Origin of the sequence: Streptomyces hyaluromycini, from assembly GCF_002217755.1 — a bacterium.
Lineage (GTDB): Bacteria > Actinomycetota > Actinomycetes > Streptomycetales > Streptomycetaceae > Streptomyces > Streptomyces hyaluromycini.
The window spans coordinates 881257-904430 of record NZ_BCFL01000017.1; the positions used below are offsets into that span (position 1 = coordinate 881257).

20 protein-coding genes, 1 tRNA gene and 2 pseudogenes are annotated in these 23174 nt (G+C 69.5%); 8 read left to right on the forward strand and 15 right to left on the reverse strand.

The window, feature by feature from the left end; translation table 11 throughout:
- Nucleotides 1-17 precede the first annotated feature (17 nt).
- The gene (locus SSP29_RS11925) at nt 18-1859 is read left to right on the forward strand and encodes a hypothetical protein (RefSeq protein WP_145968878.1); all 1842 of its coding nucleotides are present in this window, start codon (nt 18-20) and stop codon (nt 1857-1859) included.
- A gap of 44 nt (nt 1860-1903) precedes the next feature.
- Entirely contained in the window at nt 1904-3073 is a 1170-nt protein-coding gene (locus SSP29_RS11930; protein WP_089100526.1) for a serine/threonine-protein kinase, read from the forward strand.
- Between the two features lie 174 nt (nt 3074-3247).
- Here SSP29_RS11930 and SSP29_RS11935 read toward each other — a convergent pair.
- From SSP29_RS11935 to SSP29_RS11960, 6 genes and pseudogenes are all read right to left on the reverse strand, one after another.
- Nucleotides 3248-3472 (reverse strand): annotated as a pseudogene (locus SSP29_RS11935) (LLM class flavin-dependent oxidoreductase); the annotation flags it as partial.
- Between the two features lie 42 nt (nt 3473-3514).
- Nucleotides 3515-3988, reverse strand: coding sequence for a hypothetical protein (locus tag SSP29_RS11940; RefSeq protein ID WP_089100527.1), 474 nt, complete (start codon nt 3986-3988; stop codon nt 3515-3517).
- Nucleotides 3989-4007: 19 nt separating this feature from the next.
- Nucleotides 4008-4583, reverse strand: coding sequence for an RNA 2'-phosphotransferase (locus SSP29_RS11945; RefSeq protein WP_089100528.1), 576 nt, complete (start codon nt 4581-4583; stop codon nt 4008-4010).
- Nucleotides 4584-4704: 121 nt separating this feature from the next.
- Nucleotides 4705-5651 (reverse strand): annotated as a pseudogene (locus SSP29_RS11950) (MerR family transcriptional regulator).
- Nucleotides 5652-5868: 217 nt separating this feature from the next.
- Entirely contained in the window at nt 5869-7629 is a 1761-nt protein-coding gene (locus SSP29_RS11955) for an SDR family oxidoreductase (protein WP_089100529.1), read from the reverse strand.
- Nucleotides 7626-8468 (reverse strand): M24 family metallopeptidase, encoded by an 843-nt coding sequence (locus SSP29_RS11960; RefSeq protein WP_167449902.1) that lies wholly within the window; start codon nt 8466-8468, stop codon nt 7626-7628. The genes SSP29_RS11955 and SSP29_RS11960 overlap by 4 nt, the downstream gene beginning before the upstream one ends.
- A 230-nt stretch (nt 8469-8698) precedes the next feature.
- Here SSP29_RS11960 and SSP29_RS11965 point away from each other — a divergent pair, with 230 nt between their 5' ends.
- The 6 genes from SSP29_RS11965 to SSP29_RS11990 all read left to right on the forward strand — a co-directional run bounded on the left by SSP29_RS11965 (nt 8699) and on the right by SSP29_RS11990 (nt 12862).
- Nucleotides 8699-9664: an ABC transporter ATP-binding protein gene (locus SSP29_RS11965; protein ID WP_089100769.1), complete on the forward strand. Its 966-nt coding sequence runs from the start codon at nt 8699-8701 to the stop codon at nt 9662-9664.
- The gene (locus SSP29_RS11970) at nt 9654-10562 is read left to right on the forward strand and encodes an ABC transporter permease subunit (RefSeq protein WP_089100531.1); all 909 of its coding nucleotides are present in this window, start codon (nt 9654-9656) and stop codon (nt 10560-10562) included. The genes SSP29_RS11965 and SSP29_RS11970 overlap by 11 nt, the downstream gene beginning before the upstream one ends.
- Nucleotides 10559-11470 carry an ABC transporter ATP-binding protein gene (locus SSP29_RS11975; RefSeq protein WP_089100532.1) on the forward strand — a complete coding sequence of 304 codons (912 nt, stop codon included), beginning with the start codon at nt 10559-10561 and terminating at the stop codon, nt 11468-11470. Before SSP29_RS11970 ends, SSP29_RS11975 begins: the two co-directional genes overlap by 4 nt.
- A 10-nt stretch (nt 11471-11480) precedes the next feature.
- The gene (locus tag SSP29_RS11980; protein WP_089100533.1) at nt 11481-12200 is read left to right on the forward strand and encodes an ABC transporter permease subunit; all 720 of its coding nucleotides are present in this window, start codon (nt 11481-11483) and stop codon (nt 12198-12200) included.
- A gap of 79 nt (nt 12201-12279) precedes the next feature.
- A complete protein-coding gene (locus SSP29_RS11985) occupies nt 12280-12498 on the forward strand; it encodes an SGM_3592 family protein (protein WP_089100534.1) in 219 nt (72 codons plus the stop codon).
- A 276-nt stretch (nt 12499-12774) separates the two neighbouring features.
- Nucleotides 12775-12862, forward strand: a tRNA-Ser gene (locus SSP29_RS11990).
- 93 nt (nt 12863-12955) lie between these two features.
- Here SSP29_RS11990 and SSP29_RS11995 read toward each other — a convergent pair.
- From SSP29_RS11995 to SSP29_RS12035, 9 genes are all read right to left on the reverse strand, one after another.
- Complete coding sequence (locus SSP29_RS11995; RefSeq protein WP_089100535.1) at nt 12956-13753, reverse strand: HAD family hydrolase; 798 nt, start codon at nt 13751-13753, stop codon at nt 12956-12958.
- Entirely contained in the window at nt 13750-15027 is a 1278-nt protein-coding gene (serS, locus tag SSP29_RS12000) for a serine--tRNA ligase (RefSeq protein ID WP_089100536.1), read from the reverse strand. Before serS ends, SSP29_RS11995 begins: the two co-directional genes overlap by 4 nt.
- A gap of 530 nt (nt 15028-15557) precedes the next feature.
- The gene (pheA, locus tag SSP29_RS12005) at nt 15558-16493 is read right to left on the reverse strand and encodes a prephenate dehydratase (protein WP_089100537.1); all 936 of its coding nucleotides are present in this window, start codon (nt 16491-16493) and stop codon (nt 15558-15560) included.
- A 165-nt stretch (nt 16494-16658) separates the two neighbouring features.
- Nucleotides 16659-17933, reverse strand: coding sequence for an iron uptake transporter deferrochelatase/peroxidase subunit (efeB, locus tag SSP29_RS12010; RefSeq protein WP_089100538.1), 1275 nt, complete (start codon nt 17931-17933; stop codon nt 16659-16661).
- Nucleotides 17934-17941: 8 nt separating this feature from the next.
- Nucleotides 17942-19990 (reverse strand): copper resistance CopC/CopD family protein, encoded by a 2049-nt coding sequence (locus tag SSP29_RS12015; RefSeq protein ID WP_089100539.1) that lies wholly within the window; start codon nt 19988-19990, stop codon nt 17942-17944.
- A 14-nt stretch (nt 19991-20004) separates the two neighbouring features.
- Nucleotides 20005-20514 carry a copper chaperone PCu(A)C gene (locus tag SSP29_RS12020; protein WP_150133996.1) on the reverse strand — a complete coding sequence of 170 codons (510 nt, stop codon included), beginning with the start codon at nt 20512-20514 and terminating at the stop codon, nt 20005-20007.
- Nucleotides 20511-21164 (reverse strand): SCO family protein, encoded by a 654-nt coding sequence (locus SSP29_RS12025; RefSeq protein ID WP_089100540.1) that lies wholly within the window; start codon nt 21162-21164, stop codon nt 20511-20513. The genes SSP29_RS12020 and SSP29_RS12025 overlap by 4 nt, the downstream gene beginning before the upstream one ends.
- Before the next feature lie 113 nt (nt 21165-21277).
- A complete protein-coding gene (locus SSP29_RS12030) occupies nt 21278-22036 on the reverse strand; it encodes a YcnI family copper-binding membrane protein (protein ID WP_089100771.1) in 759 nt (252 codons plus the stop codon).
- 238 nt (nt 22037-22274) lie between these two features.
- Nucleotides 22275-23153, reverse strand: coding sequence for a hypothetical protein (locus tag SSP29_RS12035; RefSeq protein WP_089100541.1), 879 nt, complete (start codon nt 23151-23153; stop codon nt 22275-22277).
- Nucleotides 23154-23174: the final 21 nt, after the last annotated feature.

Below are 23174 nucleotides of genomic sequence, written 5' to 3' on the forward strand. Positions count from 1 at the left end.
TCGAGGTGGAGTCGACAATGAGCAGGCACGCACCGCGCGCGGCGATGACCTCGGGGGATGCTATGGAAGACATGTTTGAGCCGGACTCGGCATTACACCGACTCGGCGAACGGATCGAAGGCGTAGAGGAGGGGCAAGGGCGTCACGAGAAGAAACTGGACGGTTTCAGGGAAGGTCTGCATGGTGTACAAGCTGACGTCGTGAGGCTCAGCAGCGCCGTCACCGATGTACGTCAGGAGATCGGAGAGCTGGAAAGCGCGGTCACCGACACACGCCAGACCCTCGACACCTTCATCGCACAATACGGACGCGACCGAGAGGTATCCAAGGCCCAGGCCGACCTGTCTCGCCTGACGACCGAGTGGCATGCGAACTTCGCACAGCGCAAGCAGACCCGTGCCCTGGCCCGCGGTCTGGTACACACTCTCACTGCCCAAGCCGTCTACAGAAACGTGGTGAACACAGCCACCGTACGAGCCTGCTCCGAGGAGCGGCTGCTCCTCGAACCGACCTACTGGCTTGCGCCTGCCACCATGGCGGTCGCAGCGAAGTTCCGGAACGAGGAGGAGCAGGGTGGGCGTGCCCGCGCACACGCCTGTGCCTTGGACGCCGCCAAGGCCAACCTCTTCTTCTCGTTGACATGTTCTCGCCTCGGAGACGAGACCGAAGCCGCCGCATGGATGGACCTCTATCTTCAGTCACTCGACCCCGACGAACTAGGGCAGGACTTCCTCGTCGTCCTGGAAGCGATCGCGAGCAAGGAACTGGGTGAGAAGGCGCTCGGATACGCCCAGCAGGCCATGGCGCGATGGAACCGAGGCAGCTCGCCCCTCTCGATCGGCGCGTACACAACCCCCGACATGCTCGGTGGCACTCACCTGGAATCCCGACTGCTGAACCTGCGCAGCCGCATTGCCAAGAATCAGTACACAGCTCTACGCGAGACCTGCGGAGACCAGTGGGAGGTACTCCGGGGCGGTTGGGAACTCGCGACCGTGCCCGACAGGACCTTGGCCTACCTCAGACGTGTGTTCCCGGACGGAGCCGACGAAGTCGACACGCCGGTCAGTAACGGCGGCCACGTAGAGAGTGCCTTGGAACGCCTCATCGACCAACTCGAGCCGGACGAAGCCGAGATGCGCGAGAAGATGCGGCGGCTTGAGCGCGTCATCGAACATGAGGGAGACCTTGAGGCAGCCGGCAGGGCACATGAGTCGTCACTCACGCCCGACGCCGCCCCGGTCGCACTCATGACGCTTCTCGACCAAGCCGTTTTCGAGCCGGACGAAGTGCGGCTCGGCCAGCCGGCTCGACGCATGGCCTTACGTGCTATTTGGCCGGGCTTGGAGAACGCCGCGCAGCAATTCGTCAACGCCTCCCAGCATCGCCTTCCGCGTCATATCACGTTGAACGTCGCAGGTTGGTCCTGCACCGTTGCGACGGACCCACGGTTGATGGTGGTGGAGCCTGGGCCGCTTGTCGATGAACTCACCACGCACATCGAGCAACAGACCCAGGTCCAGTCGGACGCTGTGGTGCGTAGATGGCCCCGCGTGGTTGCAGCCCTGGTGGTAGGTGCCTTCACCGGAGCACTCGTGGTGCCGTTCATCGACGGCGTGTCACGGTGGATATTCGCCCTGCTCACGATCTGCATGTTCACGTGGCCGATTTGGGAGATCTGGAGCGTTCCGCTCCGCAAGAAGCACGTACGCGATCAGGGCAACCGATTGCGACACGAGGCTGTCGCGACGTTGGCCAAGGCGTTACGCCAGTGCGAGGATTTTTTCGAGGAATGGCGCGAGGCAATGGGGCAACTGACTTCCCTCACCCAATGGGGAGGGCACTACAAGCAGAACTGATCACCGGACGAGGCGACCCGGTCAGAGAGTAGAAAAGGGACTGGATGGACACCTCCAAACTGATTGGCGACCGTTTCAAGGTGAAGGATGGCCCGGTCAGTGGTGCCATGGGCGACGTGTGGCCAGCCGAGGACACGAAGCTGGGCCGCACCGTGGCCCTGAAGTTCCTCGCACGACGACGCCTCCGTCAACAGGGAGCCCTCACGGAATTCACTGATTGGACGGTGAGAAGGTTCGAGCGCGAGGGCTTTGCGATGGCTCGGGTCAATCATCCTCATGTCGCACACATCTATGACACTGGCGAACATGACGGCGAGCTCTACATCGTCATGGAGTACATCCAAGGCAAGTCGCTCACCAGCTATTTGAAGACAGGACCCACCCTCACACTTGAGCGAACCGTTCGGTGGACACGCGAAATCTGTGAGGGCCTCGAAGCTGCGCACTCACGCAAGGTGCTCCACCACGACATCAAGCCCGACAACATCATGATCACGAACCAGGGCGAGGTGAAGATCGTGGACTTTGGGCTGGCGTCCTTCGCCGATGTCACCCAGTCCCACACGGGCGTGGGCACCCCGCTGTACAAGGCACCGGAGCGGTGGAACGACAACCCTGGCAGCGTGCGCAGCGACCTGTACTCCGTGGGCTGCGTCCTGTACGAGATGCTGACTGGGCGCCCACCCTTCGGCAGCCCTCAGGACGACCCCATGACCGTGGGCAGGATGCACCAGGACGATTCGCCGGCACCTCCGAGCGCCCACCGCCCAGGCGTGCCCGATCAACTCGACTCCATCGTCCGGATTCTTCTGGCCAAGGACCCGGCATATCGCCCGCGAAGCGCCGAGGCGGTTGCGGAGGTGATGAGAGATATCCAGAATGCCCTGGGGGTTGAGGACCTGGCTGATGCGAGCGGACGGGCAGAGCTGTCTGACGCTGTGGACAGCGACACTCGCCATTCGGAGCGCATCCGGCTACTGGATCGCCGTATCTTCGAACTGGAACTCCGGTTCGGACCGGATGACCAGGCAGTGATCGAGACACGCGTGGAGCACGCCGAACTCACCGGCCAGTCGGGCGACACACGAGGGGCCGCAGCCCTGTACAACCGCCTCGGCCGTGACTGTCAGGACTTCTTCGGCCCCTATGACATGCAGGCACTCAACGCCTTCGAAGGTGTCGCACGGTGGATCGCAAGATCGGGCGCAGGGTAAACCAGCTCGTGCCTGGGGGCGTGCCCAGCTCTGAGCTACCGCTCGTGGCAACGCGCTCGAATTCGACCCTGCGATTGCATCCTCGTCGAGCAGTCCCGGCAGAGCACCCCCACCGGCAACCGCCGCCAATCGTGTTGTTGCAGGTCAGGCTGCGATAGGTGAAAAAGGCTTGACTGAGGTGACCAGCGTGCCCAGCCGCATCCGGTCGGTGACGGAGGCGGCCGCGGTCAGCGTCGGTATCGCACCGAACCACGGGCCGTCCCGGAAGCTGCGCCAGGACAGGTGGTCGTACGTGTACGCGGTGTGGAAGCCCAGCTCCTCCGCGCGCGTCCAGGCGGCACGGCCGCCCTCGCTCCAGCGGCGGTACGGGAGGATCACGGTGCTCAGACGCAGACTCATGGGTCCGAGACTAAGGGGACCCGCCGACAGCGGACGAAACGGTCACCGTATGCGGCTGCTCAGCCACGGCGTGAGCAGGTGCGCGGCGAGGTGCTCCTTGTACGTGCGGTCCCCGGCCAGCGGCACGACCAGGGTGGCCGCGGGCGGGAAGCGGCGGGCCCGGACATGGGCCAGGCCGCCGAAGACGGAGTGCAGGAAGGCGGGCACGTCGTCGCGCGGGACGTCGTGGAACGCCACGCCCTCGACGGTGATCAGCGCGTCGTCTTCCGGGAAGAGCCGCACGCTCACCCGGGGCAGGCCGCCGAACTCGGCGTACGCCTCGTGCGGCAGCGACCCGTCGGGGTCCGTGGTGACACCGAAGCCCGCGGCGCTGCGCCGCGAGGTCTGGTCGGCGCCGATGTCGTGCGTGACCTCGATCTCGCGTCCGTGTTCGGCGGCGATCGCGTGGAGCGCGCCGACGGCCGCCTCGGTGGTCGGAAGGTGTTCCCCGTGCCCCTGGTACTCCGAATGGTCCATACCACTCATGATGCCGGGGTCAGTGCGGCTCGGGGAAGCGCAGGTAGCGCGGCGGCACGGCCTGGGTCAGCCACACCCCGTTCGCGCTGATGTGGAAGACGTGCCCGTCCCGGTGCATCGCGCCCGCGTCGACCGACAGCACCACGGGGCGCCCGCGCCGGGCACCGACCCGCGTCGCGGTCTCCCGGTCCGCCGACAGATGCACGTCGTGCCTGTTCATCGGCCTGAGGCCCTCGCTCCGGATCGCGTCCAGATTCCTCGCGACGGTGCCGTGGTACAGATACGGCGGCGGGGTCGCCGGGGGCAGTCCGAGGTCGACGTCGATGCTGTGGCCCTGGCTGGCGCGGATCCGGGTGCCGTCGATCGCGAACCGCTGCTTGTCGTTGGCGGCGACGACGTGGTCCAGTTCCTCGCGGGTGACCGGGAAACCGTGCGCCGCTGCCGCCGCGAGCAGCGTGTCGATCTCCACCCAGCCCGCCTCGTCCAGGCTGAGCCCGATGCGTTCGGGCTGGTGGCGCAGGTGTTTCGAGAGGTACTTCGACACCTTCACGGTGCGCCGCTCGTCCTGTGCTCCTTCGTTGTGTCTTGCGTTCATGCCATCAGAGTGCAGGGCGAGACGCGGATCACGCAGATATTTTTCGCCGCAGGTTTGATCCACAACCAAGTGCGGTTATCCACAAGGAAATTGGCCGAGTTGTGGACAAGTGCTGGGCATTTCACGGTGTTTCGTCAAGATCGTTAACAGGGTTGTGATGTGTGGTGAGCTCGTCCAACCGCCGGGCCCGTACCTCGCGTTCGGCGGCGATCGCGATGAACTCGGCGATGCGTTCCGGGCCAACGAGCCGTCGTACGGCCTGAATCGTGTCGGTGGGAAGGGACACGGAACGCATCTCGTCCGGGGGTTTCGGCTGTTCCCCCGCACCGAGTCGACGGCGCACCTCACGGGTCGCGAACAGGCGCATGGCACGGGCCAGTTCGGCGTCCACCGTCTGCTGGGCCAGGGGGCGCAGCCGGCGGACGAGCGAGGCCCTTCGGCCGCGCCGGCGTCGGTGCGGTGGTCCGGGTCGTCGAGGTAGCGGGCGAAGACGTGCTCGGTGGTGAACTCCAGGAAACGGGCCGCGATGTGCTCGACCTGCACCCTCAACTCCCGCAGGTGCCCGGAGATCGCGGAGAGAGGGACGCCCGCTGCGTACAACTCCGCTGCCACGGCGAGCTCCTGAGGGCTCGGGACGAGGAAGGAGCCGGGGTCGCCGTCCACCGGTTCCAGTACGCCGAGTGCCACGGCCTCGGCGACGGCCGTGTCGTCGGGGGTGCCGCCGAAGCGGGCGTCGAGTTCGGCGCGGGACAGGCGCACCGGTTCCTCGTCGGTCCAGGGGCCCTCGGCCTCGGTGACCAGTCCCAGGACGCCGGCCAGGCCGCGGCCGGTGTCCCAGGCGTCGAGCAACTCCCTGATGGAGGCGAGGGTGTAGCCGCGGGCGAGGAGGTCGGCGATCTGGCGGAGGCGGGTGAGGTGGGCGTCGGAGTAGAGGTTGGCGGGGCCCTGGCGTTCGGGGCGGGGGAGGAGACCCTTGTCCTGGTAGGCGCGGATGGTCCGGACGGTGGTGCGGGAGTGGTGGGCCAGGTCCTCTATGCGGTAGGCGGGGGTGGCCGGGGGGTCGGTCATGTGGGGTTCCTTGGCTGGTGACCGGGGTTGGGGGCCGGGGGTGGGGACGCTTACCGGCGCTGGCAGGGTGCCGCTGCGCCCACCCGTGCCGCCCCGCGGCACGCCTGCCCGCAGCTACGACGTGCCCCGTAAGGGGCGCTGGGGGTACCCCCGGCCGAAGGCTGGGGGAGGAACTGCGCGACCAGCACCCACGCACCCGCAGTTGGACCACGACCTTCTACAACTTCGGTTCCACTCTCGCAATTCGGCGCAGAACCCCCGGCGCCACCCGCGAAAGCCACCGCGCGCCCCTCGCCTCCGGCGTCACCGGGACTACCGCGCGGTTGTGTTCCACCGCCTCCAGGATCGCCGAAGCAACCTTCTCCGGTGGGTAGTTGCGCATGCCGTACAGCCGTGCCGACCGCTGCTGACGGCGTCGTTCCTCCTCCTCGTCGACCCCCGTGAAGCGGGCCGTGGAGGTGATGTTGGTGTTGATGAGCCCGGGGCAGATCGCCGTCACCCCGATGCGCTGGGAGGCGAGTTCGGCGCGCAGGCACTCGGACAGCATCAGGACCGCCGCCTTGGAGGTGCTGTAGGCCGGCAGGGCGCGGGAGGGCTGGTACGCGGCGGCCGACGCCACGTTCACGATGTGGCCGCCCTGGGCGCGTTCCGCCATCCGGGCCCCGAACAGGCGGCACCCGTGGATCACGCCCCAGAGGTTGACGTCCAGGACCCGCCGCCAGTCCTCGGTCGTCGTCGTGAAGAAGGACCCCGACAGACCGATGCCCGCGTTGTTGACCAGTACGTCCAGTACCCCGTACTCGCGATGGACCTTCTCCGCGAGCTTCTCCATGGCCTGCTCGTCGGAGACGTCCGCCGTCTCGGGCCAGGCATCGGCCGCTCCGATCAGCCGGGACAACTCGGCGGTGCGCGCGGCGGCCTCCGCGTCCCGGTCCACCGCCACCACCCGCGCGCCCGCCTCCGCGAACGCGAACGCCGTCGCCCGCCCGATCCCGCTGCCCGCACCCGTGACCAGGACCAGCTGGCCCCCGAACCGCTGGGCGTGGCGGCCGGCGGGCTTCGGCTCCGAGCTCCGGCCGTCCTCCACCGACCTCACGAACTCCTCGATCCAGGACGCCACCTGGTCCGGGCGCGTGCGCGGGATCCAGTGCTTGTCGGGCAGGGTGCGGCGGGTGAGCCGGGGCACCCAGCGCTCCAGGTCGTCGTACAGCCGCTCGGAGAGGAACGCGTCGCCGAGGGGCGTGATGAGCTGCACGGGCGCGTGGGCGTACGCGTCCTCGCGCGGGCGGCGCAGCCGGGCCCGTACGTTGTCGCGGTACAGCCAGGCGCCGTGTGCCGCGTCGGAGGGCAGGGAGGAGGTCGGGTAGTCCCCCGCGGGGAGCCTCTCGGCCCGCTGGAGGATCCTCGGCCAGGCCTTGCCCAGGGGGCCGCGCCAGGCCAGTTCGGGGAGGGCGGGGGTGTGCAGCAGGTACACGTACCAGGACTTGGCGCCCTGCCCGAGGAGCTGGCCCACCCGGCGGGGTGTCGGGCGCTGCACGCGCGCGTTGATCCAGTGCCCGAAGTGGTCCAGGGACGGTCCGGACATCGACGTGAAGGAGGCGATACGGCCCTCGGTGCGCCCCACCGTGACGAACTCCCAGGACTGCACCGAGCCCCAGTCGTGGCCGACCAGGTGCACCGGGCGGTCCGGGCTGACCTCGTCGATCACCGCCAGGAAGTCGTCCGTGAGTTTGGCGAGGGTGAAGCCGCCGCGCAGGGGCTGGGGGGCGGTGGAGCGGCCGTGGCCGCGGACGTCGTAGAGGACGACGTGGAAGCGGTCGGCGAGGCGGGTCGCGACCTCGGTCCAGACCTCCTTGCTGTCCGGGTAGCCGTGGACGAGGACGACCGTCGGGGCCGCCGGGTCGCCCAGCTCCGCCACGCACAGGTCGACGCCGCCCGTCCGCACCCGCCGCTCGCGCGCGCCTTCGATGCCGGTCACTTGTCCTCCGCCCAGCGCCGCACGTGCGGCAGATCGTCGTCCAGCCAGAAGGCGCTCTGCTCGGGGTCCCGGGAGTCGGTGACCACGAGGATCTCCTCGAACTTGGCGCCCGTGCCCCGGAAACCGAGGTGCGGTTCGACCGCCCACAGGCCCGGCCGGGGCGGGTGGTCGGAGAAGCGGTACGGCGACCACAGGGGCGACCAGCCCTCGCGGTGGCCGTGCAGCGCGTCGGCCGCGAGGCCCTTCAGGGACTGGGTGCCGAACCCGAAGAGGTGCGGTGACCAGCGGCGCTGCTTCACCCGGTCCACCTTGTGGGCGATCACGCCGAAGGGGTACGCGCGATGCCGGTTGGCGTAGCCCTGGCGGACCATGAGGCGGTCCACGTCCTGGTAGATCTCGCGCAGCGGGCGCCGCTCGCGCACCTCGCGCAGGATCAGCTCCCGGTGCGCCTCCAGGTCGGCCATCAGCCGGTCCTGCACGGGGTTGGGCCCGAGGGAGCCGGAGTAGCCGATGTCGGCCGTGCAGCCCTCGTACACCGGGGCCAGGTCCAGGATGAACGGCATCCCGGGCGCCAGCCGGCGGTCGGTCGGGAAGAACTGCAGCGGTACGCGGAAGTCCGTGAACGCCGTGCGGTCGCCGAACCAGGCGAAGGGGAGGTGGAACCAGTCCCGCACGCCCCGCGCGCGCAGCCACTCGCGCTGCATCCGGGCCGCCTCGCGCTCGGTGATCCCCGGCTCCAGCCGGGCCGCGACCGCCTCCGCGCACTCGTAGGCGAGCCGCTGCACCCGACGGAAACCCTGGAGCTCCGCCGAACGTTCTTCCTGCACTGCCGTCGTCACCCGATCCGCCCCGTCTCCGTCGACTGCGGTACGTGCCCGTAACTTGACACTGGTGAATGTGACAGTTGTTAGAGGGAACGTCAATAGGAGGGATGAGGCCTGTGGATAACTCTGCGTAGCTCTCAGGCAGGGGTTCCCCTAGGGCCCCGTAATACTCGAGGCTGACGCGAAGACGGCTCCAAGGTCTGACGACCGGAGTGGTCCGGGTCACTACCTTCTATGACGTGACTGTGATCGCGACCGAAAGCCTGAGCAAGCGGTTCCCCCGGGTGACCGCGCTCGACCGGCTGTCCGTGGACATCGGACCCGGTGTGACCGGACTCGTCGGAGCCAACGGCGCCGGCAAGTCCACCTTGATCAAGATCCTGCTGGGTCTGTCCCCCGCGACCGAGGGCCGCGCCGAAGTGCTCGGCCTCGACGTCGCGACCAAGGGCGCCGCCATCCGCGAGCGCGTGGGCTACATGCCGGAGCACGACTGCCTGCCGCCCGACGTCTCGGCCACCGAGTTCGTCGTGCACATGGCCCGCATGTCCGGCCTGCCGCCCGCCGCCGCCCGCGAGCGCACCGCCGACACCCTGCGCCACGTCGGGCTCTACGAGGAGCGGTACCGGCCCATCGGCGGCTACTCGACCGGCATGAAGCAGCGCGTCAAGCTGGCCCAGGCCCTGGTGCACGACCCGCAGCTGGTCTTCCTCGACGAGCCGACCAACGGCCTCGACCCGGTCGGCCGTGACGACATGCTCGGCCTGATCCGCCGTATCCACACCGACTTCGGCATCTCGGTCCTGGTCACCTCGCACCTGCTCGGCGAACTGGAACGCACCTGCGACCACGTGGTCGTCGTCGACGGCGGCAAGCTGCTGCGGTCCAGCTCCACCACCGACTTCACGCAGTCCACGACGACCCTCGCCATCGAGGTCAGCGACAGCGACGAGCACCCCGACGGCACCCGCGCGGTGCGCGACGCGCTCCACGCGCGCGGGGTGGAGACGGACAACGAGGGCGGCGGCCTGCCCGGCGCCGGCCACATCCTGCTGCTCACCGCCCAGGGCGAGGACACGTACGACCTCGTCCGCGACGTCGTCGCCGACCTGGGTCTCGGCCTGGTGCGCATGGAGCAGCGCCGGCACCACATCTCCGAGGTCTTCACCAGCGCCGACGAGCAGCGGAAGGAGGCGACCGTCCATGGCGGTTGAGCAGCCTCTGGCCACCCCCGCGGGTGACCAGTCCCGAATCCACGACATCGGCTACCGCGGCTACGACGGCCCCCGCCTCGGCCGCGCGTACGCCCGCCTGTCCCTCTACTCGCAGACCCTGCGCGGCTCCTACGGCCTCGGCCGCTCGGTGAAGTCCAAGGTGCTGCCGATGCTGCTGTTCGCGGTGATGTGCGTGCCGGCGGCCATCATGGTCGCCGTCGCCGTCGCCACCAAGGCACACGACCTGCCGGTGCCCTACACCCGGTACGCGATCATCATGCAGGCCGTCATCAGCCTGTACGTCGCCTCACAGGCACCCCAGGCCGTCTCCCGCGACCTGCGCTTCAAGACCATCCCGCTGTACTTCTCGCGGCCCATCGAGACCGCCGACTACGTCCAGGCCAAGTTCGCGGCCCTGGCCTCCGCGATGTTCGTCCTCACCGCCGCCCCGCTGGCCGTGCTGTACATCGGCGCCCTGCTCTCCAAGATGGACTTCGCCCACCAGACCAAGGGGTTCGGCCAGGGACTGCTCTCGGTGGCCCTGCTGTCCCTCCTCTTCGCCGGCATCGGCCTGGTCATCGCGTCGATCACCCCGCGCCGCGGCTTCGGCATCGCCGCCGTGATCGCCGTACTGACCATCTCCTACGGCGCGGTCTCCACCCTCCAGGCCATCGCCGACTCCCAGGGCAGCACCAGCGCCATCCCCTGGATCGGCCTGTTCTCGCCGGTCACGCTGATCGGCGGCCTGAGCACCGCCCTGCTCGGCGGCACCAACACCTTCCCGGGCGGCGACGGACCCTCCCACGCCCAGGGCGCGGTGTACCTGCTCGTCGTCCTCGGCCTCATCGCCGCGAGCTACGGCCTTCTGCTGCGCCGCTACAAGAAGGTGGGACTGTGACCACGCTCTCCATCGACCACGTCTCCCGCTGGTTCGGCAACGTGGTCGCCGTCAACGACATCACCATGACCATCGGCCCCGGCGTCACCGGTCTCCTCGGCCCCAACGGCGCCGGAAAGTCCACCCTCATCAACATGATGGGCGGCTTCCTCGCCCCCTCCACCGGCACGGTCACCCTCGACGGCAAGCCGACCTGGCGCAACGAGGCCATCTACAAGCACATCGGCATCGTCCCCGAGCGCGAGGCGATGTACGACTTCCTCACCGGCCGCGAATTCGTCGTCGCCAACGCCGAGTTGCAGGGCCTCGGCGCCAAGGCGGCCCAGAAGGCGCTCGCCACGGTCGAGATGGAGTACGCGCAGGACCGCAAGATCTCGACGTACTCCAAGGGCATGCGCCAGCGCGTGAAGATGGCGTCCGCCCTGGTCCACGAGCCGTCCCTGCTCCTCCTCGACGAGCCCTTCAACGGCATGGACCCGCGCCAGCGCATGCAGCTCATGGACCTGCTGCGCCGCATGGGCGACGAGGGCCGTACCGTCCTCTTCTCGTCCCACATCCTCGAAGAGGTCGAGCAACTCGCCTGGCACATCGAGGTCGTGGTCGCCGGACGGCACGCGGCCAGCGGCGACTTCCGCAAGATCCGCCGCCTGATGACCGACCGCCCGCACCGCTACCTGGTCCGCTCCAGCGACGACCGCGCCCTCGCGGCCGCCCTCATCGCCGACCCCTCCACCTCGGGCATCGAAGTCGACCTGGCCGAGGGCGCGCTGCGCATCCAGGCCGTCGACTTCGGCCGCTTCACCGCCCTGCTGCCCAAGGTCGCCCGCGACCACGGCATCCGGCTGCTCACGGTCTCGCCGTCCGACGAGTCCCTCGAATCCGTGTTCTCGTACCTGGTCGCGGCGTAGGAGGCCCAAGATGTACGACCCCACAGTCGCCCGGCTCACCTACCGAGCCCTTCTCGGCCGCCGCCGGGCCCTCATCCTGGGCGCCCTGCCGCTGTTGCTGATCGCGATCTCCGTCGTCGTCCGCGGCCTCGCCGGCGCCGACGACCAGACGGCCTCCGACCTGCTCGGCGGCCTCGCCCTCGCCACCATGGTGCCGATCATCGGCGTCATCGCCGGCACGGGTGCGATCGGCCCGGAGATCGACGACGGCTCGGTGGTGTACCTGCTGTCCAAGCCGATCAAACGGCCGACGATCATCTTCACCAAGCTGATCGTGGCCATCGCCGTGACGATGGTCTTCTCCGCCCTGCCGACCCTGATCGCGGGCTTCATCCTCAACGGCAACGGCCAGCAGATCGCCGTCGCCTACACGGTCGCCGCGCTGGTCGCCTCCATCGCCTACGCCGCGCTCTTCCTGCTCCTCGGGACGGTGTCCCGGCACGCGGTGGTCTTCGGGCTCGTCTACGCCCTGGTCTGGGAGGCCCTGTTCGGCTCCCTGGTCCCCGGCGCACGGACGCTGAGCGTCCAGCAGTGGTCCCTGGCGGTCGCCCACAAGGTGACCGGCGGCGAACTGGTCACGTCCGACGTCTCCCTGACGACGGGCACGGTGCTGCTGGTCGCGGTGACCGTCCTGGCCACCTGGTACGCCGGCCAGAAGCTGCGCTCGCTGACGCTGGCGGGCGAGGAGTAGACGCCCGCTTTATTGACGGGGGCTTCATCCGGGTCCCGGCACACTGGGCAAAGGGGATGTTCTGTGGAGAGGAACGGGGATGGCTGAGGGTTTCCGGGACGCCGACGCAGACTGGGACGGCGTGGTGCTGGACGAGGAGTTCATACGGTCCGCGGGGGCGGCGGAGCCGTCCGCGCGAGCGCGGATGCTGGCAGCTCGCTGGAAGGCCGAGAAACCCGAGCCGCAGCCGTGGCGGTCGGACGAGCCGCCGGCCGGTTGGTTCTTCAGCAAGGGCCGGCGGCGTTGGTGGCGCCGGTAGGCGGTTCTTCGGCTGCGGGGCGGTGGGGGCCGGTCGCGCAGTTCCCCGCGCCCCTGACGGGGCGCTTCAGTGAGCCCTTTTTAATCAGTGGCGGCCAACTCGGCTCAAAGGCACAGTTGTTGTGTCACCCCACCATCTGGGAGAGGAGCCGGACGATGTCCATGCACGACAGTACGTCCCGCTCCCGTCAGGGCAGCCTTCGGCGGATCGCCGTGTAGCTGCCCGGGGCGGCCGCTTCGAGCACGCGATGGTCGCTCTCGCGTGGGCCGCCCACCCGGAGGATTGGCCGAGTGGTAAGGCACCGGCTTGCTAAGCCGCGGTCGGGCCTGAAAAGCCCGCGCACGTTCGATCCGTGCATCCTCCGCAAGACATTCAGGAAGCCTCGGCTGTAGCGCCCCTTCAGGGGCGCGGGGAACTGCGCGACCAGCCCCCACACACCCGCAGCCAACCGACAACCTCAGCCGAGCAGACGCTCCAACACCACCGCGATCCCGTCCTCCTCGTTGGAGGACGTCACCTCGTCCGCCACAGCCTTCAGTTCCTCATGAGCGTTGGCCATGGCCACGCCCCGAGCCGCCCAGGCGAACATCGGGATGTCGTTCGGCATGTCGCCGAAGGCGATCGTGTCGGCGGACTTGAGGCCCAGCCGGCGCGCGGCCAGCGAGAGACCCGTTGCCTTCGACAGCCCCAGGGGCAGCAACTCGACGATTCCCGCGCCCGCCATGGCCACCGTGACAAAGCCCCCGGCCGCCTGCCGCGCCGCTTCCGCGAGCTCGTCGTCGGACAGATCCGGGTGCTGTATGTAGATCTTGTTCAGCGGGGCCGCCCAGAGGTCGGCCACGTCCGTGAAGGGGGTCGACGGAAGATGGCCCGTCACCGCGTACCCCGGCCCCACCAGCACGTCGCCGTCGAGGCCGTCACGGCTCGCCGCCAGGTACAGCGGGCCGACCTCGGCCTCGATCTTCGCGAGGGCGACCCCGGCCAGCTGCCGGTCCAGTGTCACGGACGTCAGCAGGCGGTGCGCCCCGGCGTCGTACACCTGCGCCCCCTGGGCGCACACGGCGAGGCCCTCGTAGCCGAGGTCGTCGAGGATGTGCCGGGTCCAGGGGGCTCCGCGGCCGGTGACGACGATGTGCGTGGCGCCCGCCGCGGTGGCCGCGGCGAGCGCGTCACGGGTGCGCTGCGAGATCGACTCGTCGGAGCGCAGCAGCGTCCCGTCGAGGTCGGTGGCGATGAGCCCGTAGGGGAAGCTCACCGGGACACCGGCTCCAGGACCTCCCGGCCGCCCAGGTACGGGCGCAGCACCTCGGGCACGTACACCGAACCGTCGGCCTGCTGGTGGTTCTCCAGGATCGCCACGATGGTCCGCGGCACGGCACACAGCGTGCCGTTGAGCGTGGCCAGCGGCTTGACCTGCTTGCCGTCGCGGACCCGGATCGACAGCCGGCGGGACTGGAACTCGGTGCAGTCCGACGTCGACGTCAGCTCGCGGTACTTGCCCTGCGTCGGGATCCACGCCTCGCAGTCGAACTTGCGGGCGGCCGAGGCGCCGAGGTCACCGGTGGCGACGTCGATGACGCGGAACGGCAGTTCAAGCGAGGTCAGCCACTGCTTCTCCCAGGCCAGCAGCCGCTGGTGCTCCGCCTCCGAGTCCTCGGGGGCGACGTAGGAGAACATCTCCACCTTGTCGAACTGGTGGACGCGGAAGATGCCCTTGGTGTCCTTGCCGTGCGAACCGGCCTCGCGGCGGAAGCAGGGCGAGAAGCCGGCGTAGCGCAGCGGGAGGCGCTCGGCGTCGATGATCTCGTCCATGTGGTACGCGGCGAGGGGCACCTCGGACGTGCCGACCAGGTAGAGGTCGTCCTTGTCGAGGTGGTAGACGTCCTGGGCCGCCTGGCCGAGGAAGCCGGTGCCCGCCATGGACTGCGGGCGGACCAGCGCCGGGGTCAGCATCGGCGTGAAGCCGGCCTCAGTGGCCTGGGCGATCGCCGCGTTGACGAGCGCCAGCTCCAGCAGGGCGCCGACGCCGGTCAGGAAGTAGAAGCGGGAGCCGGAGACCTTGGCGCCGCGCTCGACGTCGATCGCGCCGAGCAGCTGGCCCAGCTCCAGGTGGTCCTTGGGCTCGAAGCCCTCGGCGCCGAAGTCACGGATCGTGCCGTGCTCCTCAAGGGTGACGAAGTCCTCCTCGCCGCCGACGGGGACGTCGGGGTGGACGAGGTTGCCGAGCCTGAGCAGCAGCTCATGGGCCTCGGCGTCGGCGGCGTCGCGCTCGGCGTCGGCGGTCTTGACGTCGGCCTTCAGCTGCTCGGCCTTCTTCAGCAGCTCGGCCTTCTCGTCGGCGGAGGCCTTGGGGATGAGCTTGCCGAGCTGCTTCTGTTCGTTGCGCAGCTCGTCGAAGCGGACGCCGGAGGACCTGCGCCGCTCGTCGGCAGAGAGGAGGGAGTCGACGAGCGCGACGTCCTCTCCACGGGCGCGCTGGGACGCGCGCACACGGTCGGGGTCCTCACGGAGCAGGCGAAGGTCAATCACGTAGCCAAGGCTACCGGTGCGGGGTTGCCCCTCACGAATCACTATTCGTACGTGTTCCGAATCGCGGCTTACGTTGCGTTATGGGGGAATTGCCTAGCGTGTCAATAAAAAGTGTCTCACTCCCTGGGACGGGGCAAGCGCGGGGCCTGCGGTTGACTGGATTCCCTTGTGGAGAACGGAACTTGGGGGTGCGGTTGTCCACAGGTATCCACGCCCTCCCAAGAGTTATCCACAGGCTGTGTGGATGGGGTGTGGACTTCGGAATTGATCACTCCGCAGGCGACCTGTGAAGAGAGGAATTCCCGGTTCAAACCATGACAACACCCTCTTTCGAGTGGAAAGGCGTCGCTCCAAAAGATGAACCATGGGAAACGAGTGGACGAAGGGTGATGTGGGCGAGTGGGGCCGTGCCGGCGGCCTGTAGGGCGATTTGTCGACAGACTCATGCTTCGCTGTCGACTTGTCCCCAGGTCGAGATGGGCACCTGTGGATAACTCCTGTGGATAACGAAGATATGAGGGTACGACTGGTTAGAAGCGGCCGTCCTGGCAGCGCGCCACCCAGTCGGCGGCCGCCATGAACTCCTCGTCCGACGTTCCCGGCCGGGTGGGCCCCGCGGCCTCGCCCGGCTTGATGTCCGCCCGCGGGTAGGAGCCCAGGAACCGCACCTGGCGGCAGATCCGCTTCAGCCCCATCAGGGCCTCCGCCACCCGCCGGTCGGAGATGTGGCCCTCGGCGTCGATGCAGAAGCAGTAGTTGCCGATGCCGGCTCCGGTCGGCCGGGACTGCAGCAGCATGAGGTTGATGCCCCGGGTGGCGAACTCGCCGAGCAGGTCGCGCAGCCCGCCGGGGTGGTCGTCGTTCTGCCAGAGCACGACCGATGTCTTGTCCGCTCCGGTGGGGGCGGCGGGCCGGGCCGGGCGGCCGACCAGGACGAACCGGGTCTGCGCGTTCTCCGCGTCGTGGATCCCGGTCTCCAGGGCCTCCAGGCCGTACCGCTCGGCCGCGAACTCGCCGGCGAACGCGGCGTCGTAGCGGCCCTCCTGGACCAGGCGGGCGCCGTCCGCGTTGGAGGCGGCGGACTCCCAGAGGGCGTCCGGGAGGTGGGCCCGCAGCCAGTTGCGGACCTGGGGCTGGGCCACCGGATGGGCGGTCACCGTCTTGATCTCGGAGAGCTTGGTGCCGGGGCGGACCAGCAGGGCGAAGGTGATCGACAGCAGCACCTCGCGGTAGATCGTCAGCGGCTTGCCCGCGACCAGCTCGTCGAGGGTCGTGGTGACCCCGCCCTCGACGGAGTTCTCGATCGGCACGAACGCGGCCTCGGCCTCGCCGTTGCGCACGGCGTCCAGCGCGGACTGCACGGAGACGTACGGGATCAGCTCCCGGGTGGCGGACTCCGGAAGGGTGCGCAGGGCGACTTCGGTGAAGGTGCCTTCGGGACCGAGATACGCATAGCTCGCTGGCATGTCCCTCACCCTAATGGGCGCAGGGAGACGCGGCTCACTTGTCTCATCGGATCCACTCGACCGGGTGGTTTGAAGACCGGAAACGCACCAATAGTGATCAGAAGCCACTGTGGTAACCGGGCGCCGACCGGGTAGCGACCGGGTACACCCGGGTACGCCCGGGAATCAGCCCTCCAGGAGCCGCTGCCCCACATACTCCCCGGCCGCCGCGCCGCCCGGCACCGCGAACAGGCCGCTCGCCTCGTGCCGGATGTACTGCGACAGCGCGTCCCCGCGGTCCAGCTTCCGCTGCAGCGGCACGAACCCGCGCAGCGGATCGGCCTGCCAGCAGACGAAGAGCAGCCCCGCGTCCGGTGTCCCGTCCGCGTCGATGCCGTCGTGGTACGAGAACGGGCGCCGCAGGATGGCCGCACCCCCGTTCTGGTCGGGCCGGGTGATCCTGGCATGGGCGTTGATCGGGACGACGTACTCTCCGTCCGCCCTGGCCTTCTCCAGGTCCATCGCCGTCGTCTCGGTGCCCCCGGACAGCGGCGCCCCGTTCGACTTCTTCCGCCCGATCACGTTCTCCTGGGCCGTGAGCGACAGCTTCTCCCAGTCGTCGAGGAGCATGCGGATCCGGCGTACGACGGCGTAGGAGCCGTTCGCCATCCACCCCGGCTCGCCCGACGACGGTACGAAGATCCGCTGGTCGAAGTCGGACTCCGTCGGCTTCGGGTTGCGTGTGCCGTCCAGCTGGCCCATGAGGTTGCGGGCGGTCATGGGGTGGGCGGTGGCGCCCGGGGTGCGGTTGAAGCCGTTCATCTGCCAGCGGACCTTCGCCGCGCTGCCCGCGTCCTTCTGGATCGCGCGCAGGGCGTGGAAGGCGACCAGGGCGTCGTCGGCGCCGATCTGCACCCACAGATCGCCGTTGCTGCGGCTCTTGTCGAGGTGGTCGGAGGAGAAGTCGGGCAGCGGGTCCAGGGCGGACGGCCGCTGTTTCTCCAGGCCGGTACGGCTGAAGAAGCTGTTGCCGAAGCCGAAGGTGATCGTCAGCGCCGAGGGACCCGCGTCCCGGGCCACGTCCGTGTCGTCCTGCGTCATCGGCTCGCCGGCCATCAGCCGCCCGGCCGTCGTCGACCAGCGGCGCAACAGCGCGGCGGCCTCGGTGCGGCCCGCGCCCGCCGCCAGGTCGAAGGCGACCAGATGGCCGCGAGCCTGGAGACCCTCGGTGATGCCGGGCTGATGTTTCCCGTGAAACATCGCCCGGTCGGAGCCGACCGAGCTGAGCGGGGTGGCCTGGGCGGGGGCGGCCGCGTAGCCGACGCCCGCGCCCGCCGCGCCGAGCACGAGCCCGGTGGCCCCGGCGGTGCCGAGCAGCGCGCGCCGGCTGATGCCCCCGGCCGGGAGAGCCGCGGCGGCTGCGGTACGGGTCTCGGGGACGGACTGGGACTGTTCAGGCATGGTGCGGTTCAGCCGATCTGAGCGTTCTTGGAGACGGTCACCTGGTCGATGTCGGAGGTCCGCACGGTGACGGAGACCTGCCAGTCGCCGGCCATCGGGATCTGCACGCCGTTCGCGGCCCAGTGCCCGGTGGTGACGTGGTCGGGGGCCACGGGAAGCGGCCCGATCTTCTTGGCGGCGAGGGTGAAGGCGACCTTCACCTCGGGGACGTCGAAGGCCCGGCCGTTGGGGCGCTGGACGTAGACGTGCATCTCGTTGCTGCCCACGGTCGCGGGGTCGAGGTCTACGCGGACGACGCCCTTGCCGTCCGTGCCGCCGGTGTCGAACGACATGTCGAGGGTCAGTGCGCCAGAGGAGGAGCTCGACGCCGAGGAGGACGAGGAGGACGACGAGGACGAGGAGGCGGCCTTGGCGTCCTGTTCGGTACGGCCGGGCTCGGTCTGCGTCAGTACGGTCGTGACGGCGAGCAGGACGACGGCGACCCCGGCCTCGGCGAGCACCGAGCGGCGCAGGCCGAAGCGGTGCGGGTCGGCGTCGCGGAGGCGCTTCTGCCGGGCGGTGTCCATGGCGGACTGCTGGCGGGCGAGCTGGGCGGCGCGCTCGGGGGCGTCGTCGGCGGAGGCGACCTTGCCGGATACCCCCGACACGCCGGATGCACCGGAAGCACCGGAGACGCCGGTGCCGGCCTTGGCAGGTGCCTCCTTCGTGGCGACAGACGCCTTGACCGTCTCCTTCTCCTCCCCCGCCCCTTGCTCGACCTCTTCCTCTTCCTCAGCGTCGGCCTTGGCCTCTTCCGATTCCTGTTCCTCCGTCTCCGTCACCGCCGCGTCCGTGAGCCGCCCCGTCCACCGTCGCGAGATGGACGCGATGCCGACGAGCAGCGCCACGAGCCCGATCTTGACCAGCAGCAGTTCGCCGTACGCCGTGTCGGTGAACGCCGACCAGGAGCCGAGCTGGCGCCAGGACTGGTAGATGCCGGTGCCGACCAGGGTGAGCACCGATCCGAAGGCGACGCGGGAGAAGCGGCGCACGGTGGCGGACTCGACGGGGGTGTCGGCGGGCGCCCGGTAGAGGGCGACCAGCAGGGCCGTGAGGCCGCCCAGCCAGGCGGCCACGGCGAGCAGGTGGACGACGTCGACCGGCATCGCGATGCCCGGCTGGAGTCCGGTGGAGGCGTGCTCGGCCATGGCCCAGCTCGCCGCGAGCCCGGCGGCCACGACGGTGCCGCCGATGGCGAGCCCGAAGGTCAGGTCGCGCTTCTCCGCTTCCTCCTCGCGCTTGTCGTACGCGCCGAAGAGGACGGCGATGAACAGCGCGGCCGCCGCGAGCAGCAGCAGCCGGGAGACCAGGGCCGCCCCGGCCTTGGTCTGCAGGACCTGGCCGAGCAGGTTGAGGTCGAAGATGTCGCCGACACTGCCGGAGGTCGTGTAGGAGCCGCGCAGGAGCAGCAGCCAGAGGGTGGCGGCGGTGAGCGTCAGCCAGCCGCCGACGACAAGGCGCTGCATGGCCCGCACCCCGGAGCCGCGCTGCCAGCAGGCGAGGACGAAGGCGGCGCCGCCGACGAGCACGATGTACCCGGCGTACGACATGTACCGCCCGAAGCCGTACAGCCAGCCGACGACCCCGCCGCCCACGTCCTGGTCCGGGACGGAGGCGACGGTCTTGGAGGGCGTGCCCACGGAGAAGGTGAAGGCGCCGCCGACGGGGTGGCTGTCGGCGGAGACGACCTGGTAGGCGACGGTGTACGTGCCCTTGCCGAGCCCGCTCTTGAGCTGCACGGCGTAGGTCGTGCCGCTCAGGTTGGTCGGCTTGCGCAGGTCGACCCGCTTGCCCTCGGGGTCGAGGACCCGCAGGGAGTTGTCGTTCATCGACACGTTCTCGGAGAACGTGAGCGAGACCTGGTCGGGCGCCTTGGGGACCACCACCCCCTGGGAAGGGTCGCTGCCGGTCAGCGCGGCATGCGCGGAGGCCGGCCCGGCGCCGGCCAGCAGCGCGCCGGTGACGGCGATGAACAGCAGCACCAGGGTGCGCAGGCGGGGGGTGATGGTCCGCGTCAAGGTCGGTCCCTCCCTCAGTGTCCGGTCGACGGGTTGTACGTGGCGGACTTCACCGGCATCTCGACGGTGAGCGGACCGGATTTGGCGAACTTGAGTTTCAAGGTGATCGTGTCGCCCTGTTCCGGGCGGCGCTTCAGCTTCTCGAACATCAGATGGTTGCCACCGCTTTTGAACACGAGTTGACCGTGTGCGGGCACCGCGAAGGAGGTGACCTCCTCCATCGCCCCGCCATTGGTCTCGTGCATGGTGATCTCGCCGGCGGAGCCACTGGTGACGGAGGTCAGCTCGTCCTTCGTGCCGCCCTTGTTGGTGATCGTCAGGAATCCGGCGGCCATGTCGGCCGAGACCGGCTGGGGCATGTAGGAGGCGCCGACGGTCAGCTCGGCCCCCGAGGAGCCCGAGGAGCCCGACGAGCCCGACGAGCCCGACGAGCCCGAGCCGCCGCAGCCGGCGAGGGCCAGCGCCCCCGTGATCGCTATCCCGGTCAGGGCGAGGTGCCTTCCGGTCGGAGTCGGGCGCTTCACGGGTTCTCTCCCTTGATCAGCTTGGGGAGGTCCTTGGTGTAGTCGTCGACGGTGGCGTTCTCGCCGTAGAGGACGTATCCGCCGTCGGTCTTCGGCGAGAACGCGATGACCTGGGTGCCGTGCACCGAGACGACCTTGCCGGTCTTCTTGTCCTTGTGGGTCGGCTCGATGGAGATGCCGAGGGTGCGGGCGCCGGCCTGGATGGTGGCGAAGTCGCCGGTCAGCCCCACGAAGCTCGGGTCGATGCCCTTGAGCCACTTGCCGAGCTCGGCCGGGGTGTCCCGGGCCGGGTCGGTGGTGACGAACACGACCCGCAGCTTCGCCTGGTCGGCCTTGGACAGCGCCTTCTTGGCCACCGCGAGGTTGTTCATGGTCAGCGGGCAGACGTCGGGGCAGTGCGTGTAGCCGAAGTAGATCAGCGTCGGCCTGCCCTTGGTCGCCGCGCGCAGGTCGTACTTCGCGCCGTGGGTGTCGGTGAGCACCAGGTCCGGCTTCTCGAACGGCGTGTCCAGGATGGTCGCGGCCTTGTTCGAGGTGTCCCCGGAGACCACGGTGACGGGTGACTTGGCGTCGTCGCCGCTGCCGCAGGCGGAGAGGGTCAGGGTGGCGGCGGCGAGCAGCGCGGCCGCGGCGAACGTCTTCTTGCGCATACGAAAATGTCCCAGATGTGAGAGATCCGGCGTGCACCGGGGGGCCGGACGACAGCCGTACGACAGCTGCGACAGCGTCGCACGACCCCCTGTGCGCGTTACGGACGCGGGGCTCAGGCCTCGGTGCCGGTGGTGGACCGGCGGCGGCCGGCGAGGACGCCGTAGGCGACCCCGGCCGCGCCGACGACGATGCCCACGACGCCGAGGACACGGGCGGTGGTGTCACTGCCGCCGGAGGAGCCGGAGTCGTCGGACGCGGTGGTCTCGGTGCCGGCCGAGGTCTCCACGGCCGTGTCCTCGGCCGTGGCGGATCCGTGGTGGTCGTCGGTGGCGGCGGACAGCGCGAGGACCGGGGCCGGGTTCTCCGGCTCGTCCTGGCCCTCCTGCTGGACCTCGATCCAGCGGACGACCTCCTTGTTCGAGTACGTCTGGATCGCCTTGAAGACCAGCTCGTCGGTGTTCTCGGGCAGGGCGCCCACGGAGAGCGGGAACTTCTGGAAGTAGCCCGGCTCGATGCCCTTGTCCTCGGCGGTCCAGGTGACCTTGGTGACCGCCTGGTCGATCTTCTCGCCGTGTATCTCCAGCGGCTTGGCCAGCTTGGACTTGGTGACCTCGATCTTCCAGCCGGCCATCGGTTGCGGCATCACGGAGGCCACCGGGTGGTCGGTGGGGAAGTTGACCTCGACCTTGGTGGTCGAGGCGTCGTCGCGCTCGTTGGGGACCTTGAAGTCGATGACCGCGTAACCGCCCTTGGCGGCGGTGCCCTCGGGCTGGACGCTGACGTGCGCGAACGCGGGCGAGGAGACGGCCAGTACGGCCGTACCCGTGACGGCGGCGACGGTGGCGACGGCGGCGATACGCGAGGCCTTCATGGCGGACAGGGCGGATACGGCGGACCTGGCGGACCTGGCGGACATGGCGGAAGCCTTCATGGCAGGGAGCACTCCACTCCGAGTGAGTTCTGTCGTTGAGGGGGCGCGTGGAAAGCCGAAAGCCGAAAGCCGAAAGTCGGAAGCGGCCGTCGGAAAGCGCACGCGCGCGTGCCGCACGACGGCGGCAGGCCCCTCCGGATCCGGGCCGACCCCGGGGGAGTGCTCTGGTCGCGTCGTGTCAGGCGGCGAGAACGAGTACGGCGGCTGCCGTGGGCGGCCCGCGCCGGATCACGGAGTGCTGGAGCGCGACGGTGTGCGGGGCGGGCGGTGCGTCCCAGGCGCTACGACGGCCACGCGCGGGCGCCTCGGGTACGGCCACGAGCCCGGCACACAGGGCGCACGCCAGCGCGAGCGCCCCGCGCAGGGAACGGATGAGCGCCCCCTCGGCGACCCCGTGCGCCGAATCGGCCGACAGCTGGATCAGCCGCAGCAGCGCCAGGTCGCCCCGGCGCAGCAGCCACCCGGCCACGACGGCCGCGAGGATGTGTCCGAGCAGCATGGGCACGGAGGGCAGCAGCGAGCCGGAGGCCCCGGTGGCGTCCGCGGCATGGGCCGCCCCGCTCGTGCCGGTGGCCGGAACGGAGGTGCTGAGATGCGCGTCCGCGAGGATCTTGTACGCGTGGGCGGGGCTGATCTGCGCGGCCCCGGCCCCGCACACCAGCCGCGCGGCCCGCTCCACCAGCGAGGCGTCACCGGTGGACATCGACGTCATGGACGTCACGGGCGACATCGATGACATGGAGGACATGGACATCGAGCCGCCGGACATCACGGAGCTGCCGTGCTGACCGAGCCCGAACAGCGTGTGGAGCACCGTCTGCAGCACTGCGAGCAGGGCCACGATCCCCGGCAGCGAGCGGGCCTGGCCGGTCAGCGGGGCGACGAGCGCCAGGGTGCCCAGGAAGCCCGCGCCGAGCGTCCACAGCGGAACGGTCGCGCAGGAGGCCAGGGTGTGCCCCGCCGCGGCCAGCACGACACAGAGCGCGGCGAACACCGCGGCCCGCAGGAGCCGCAGTCCGCTTCCGGTGCGCGCCGCGCGCGGGTGGGGGGCAGTCATGGCGCGCTCATCATCGCACCG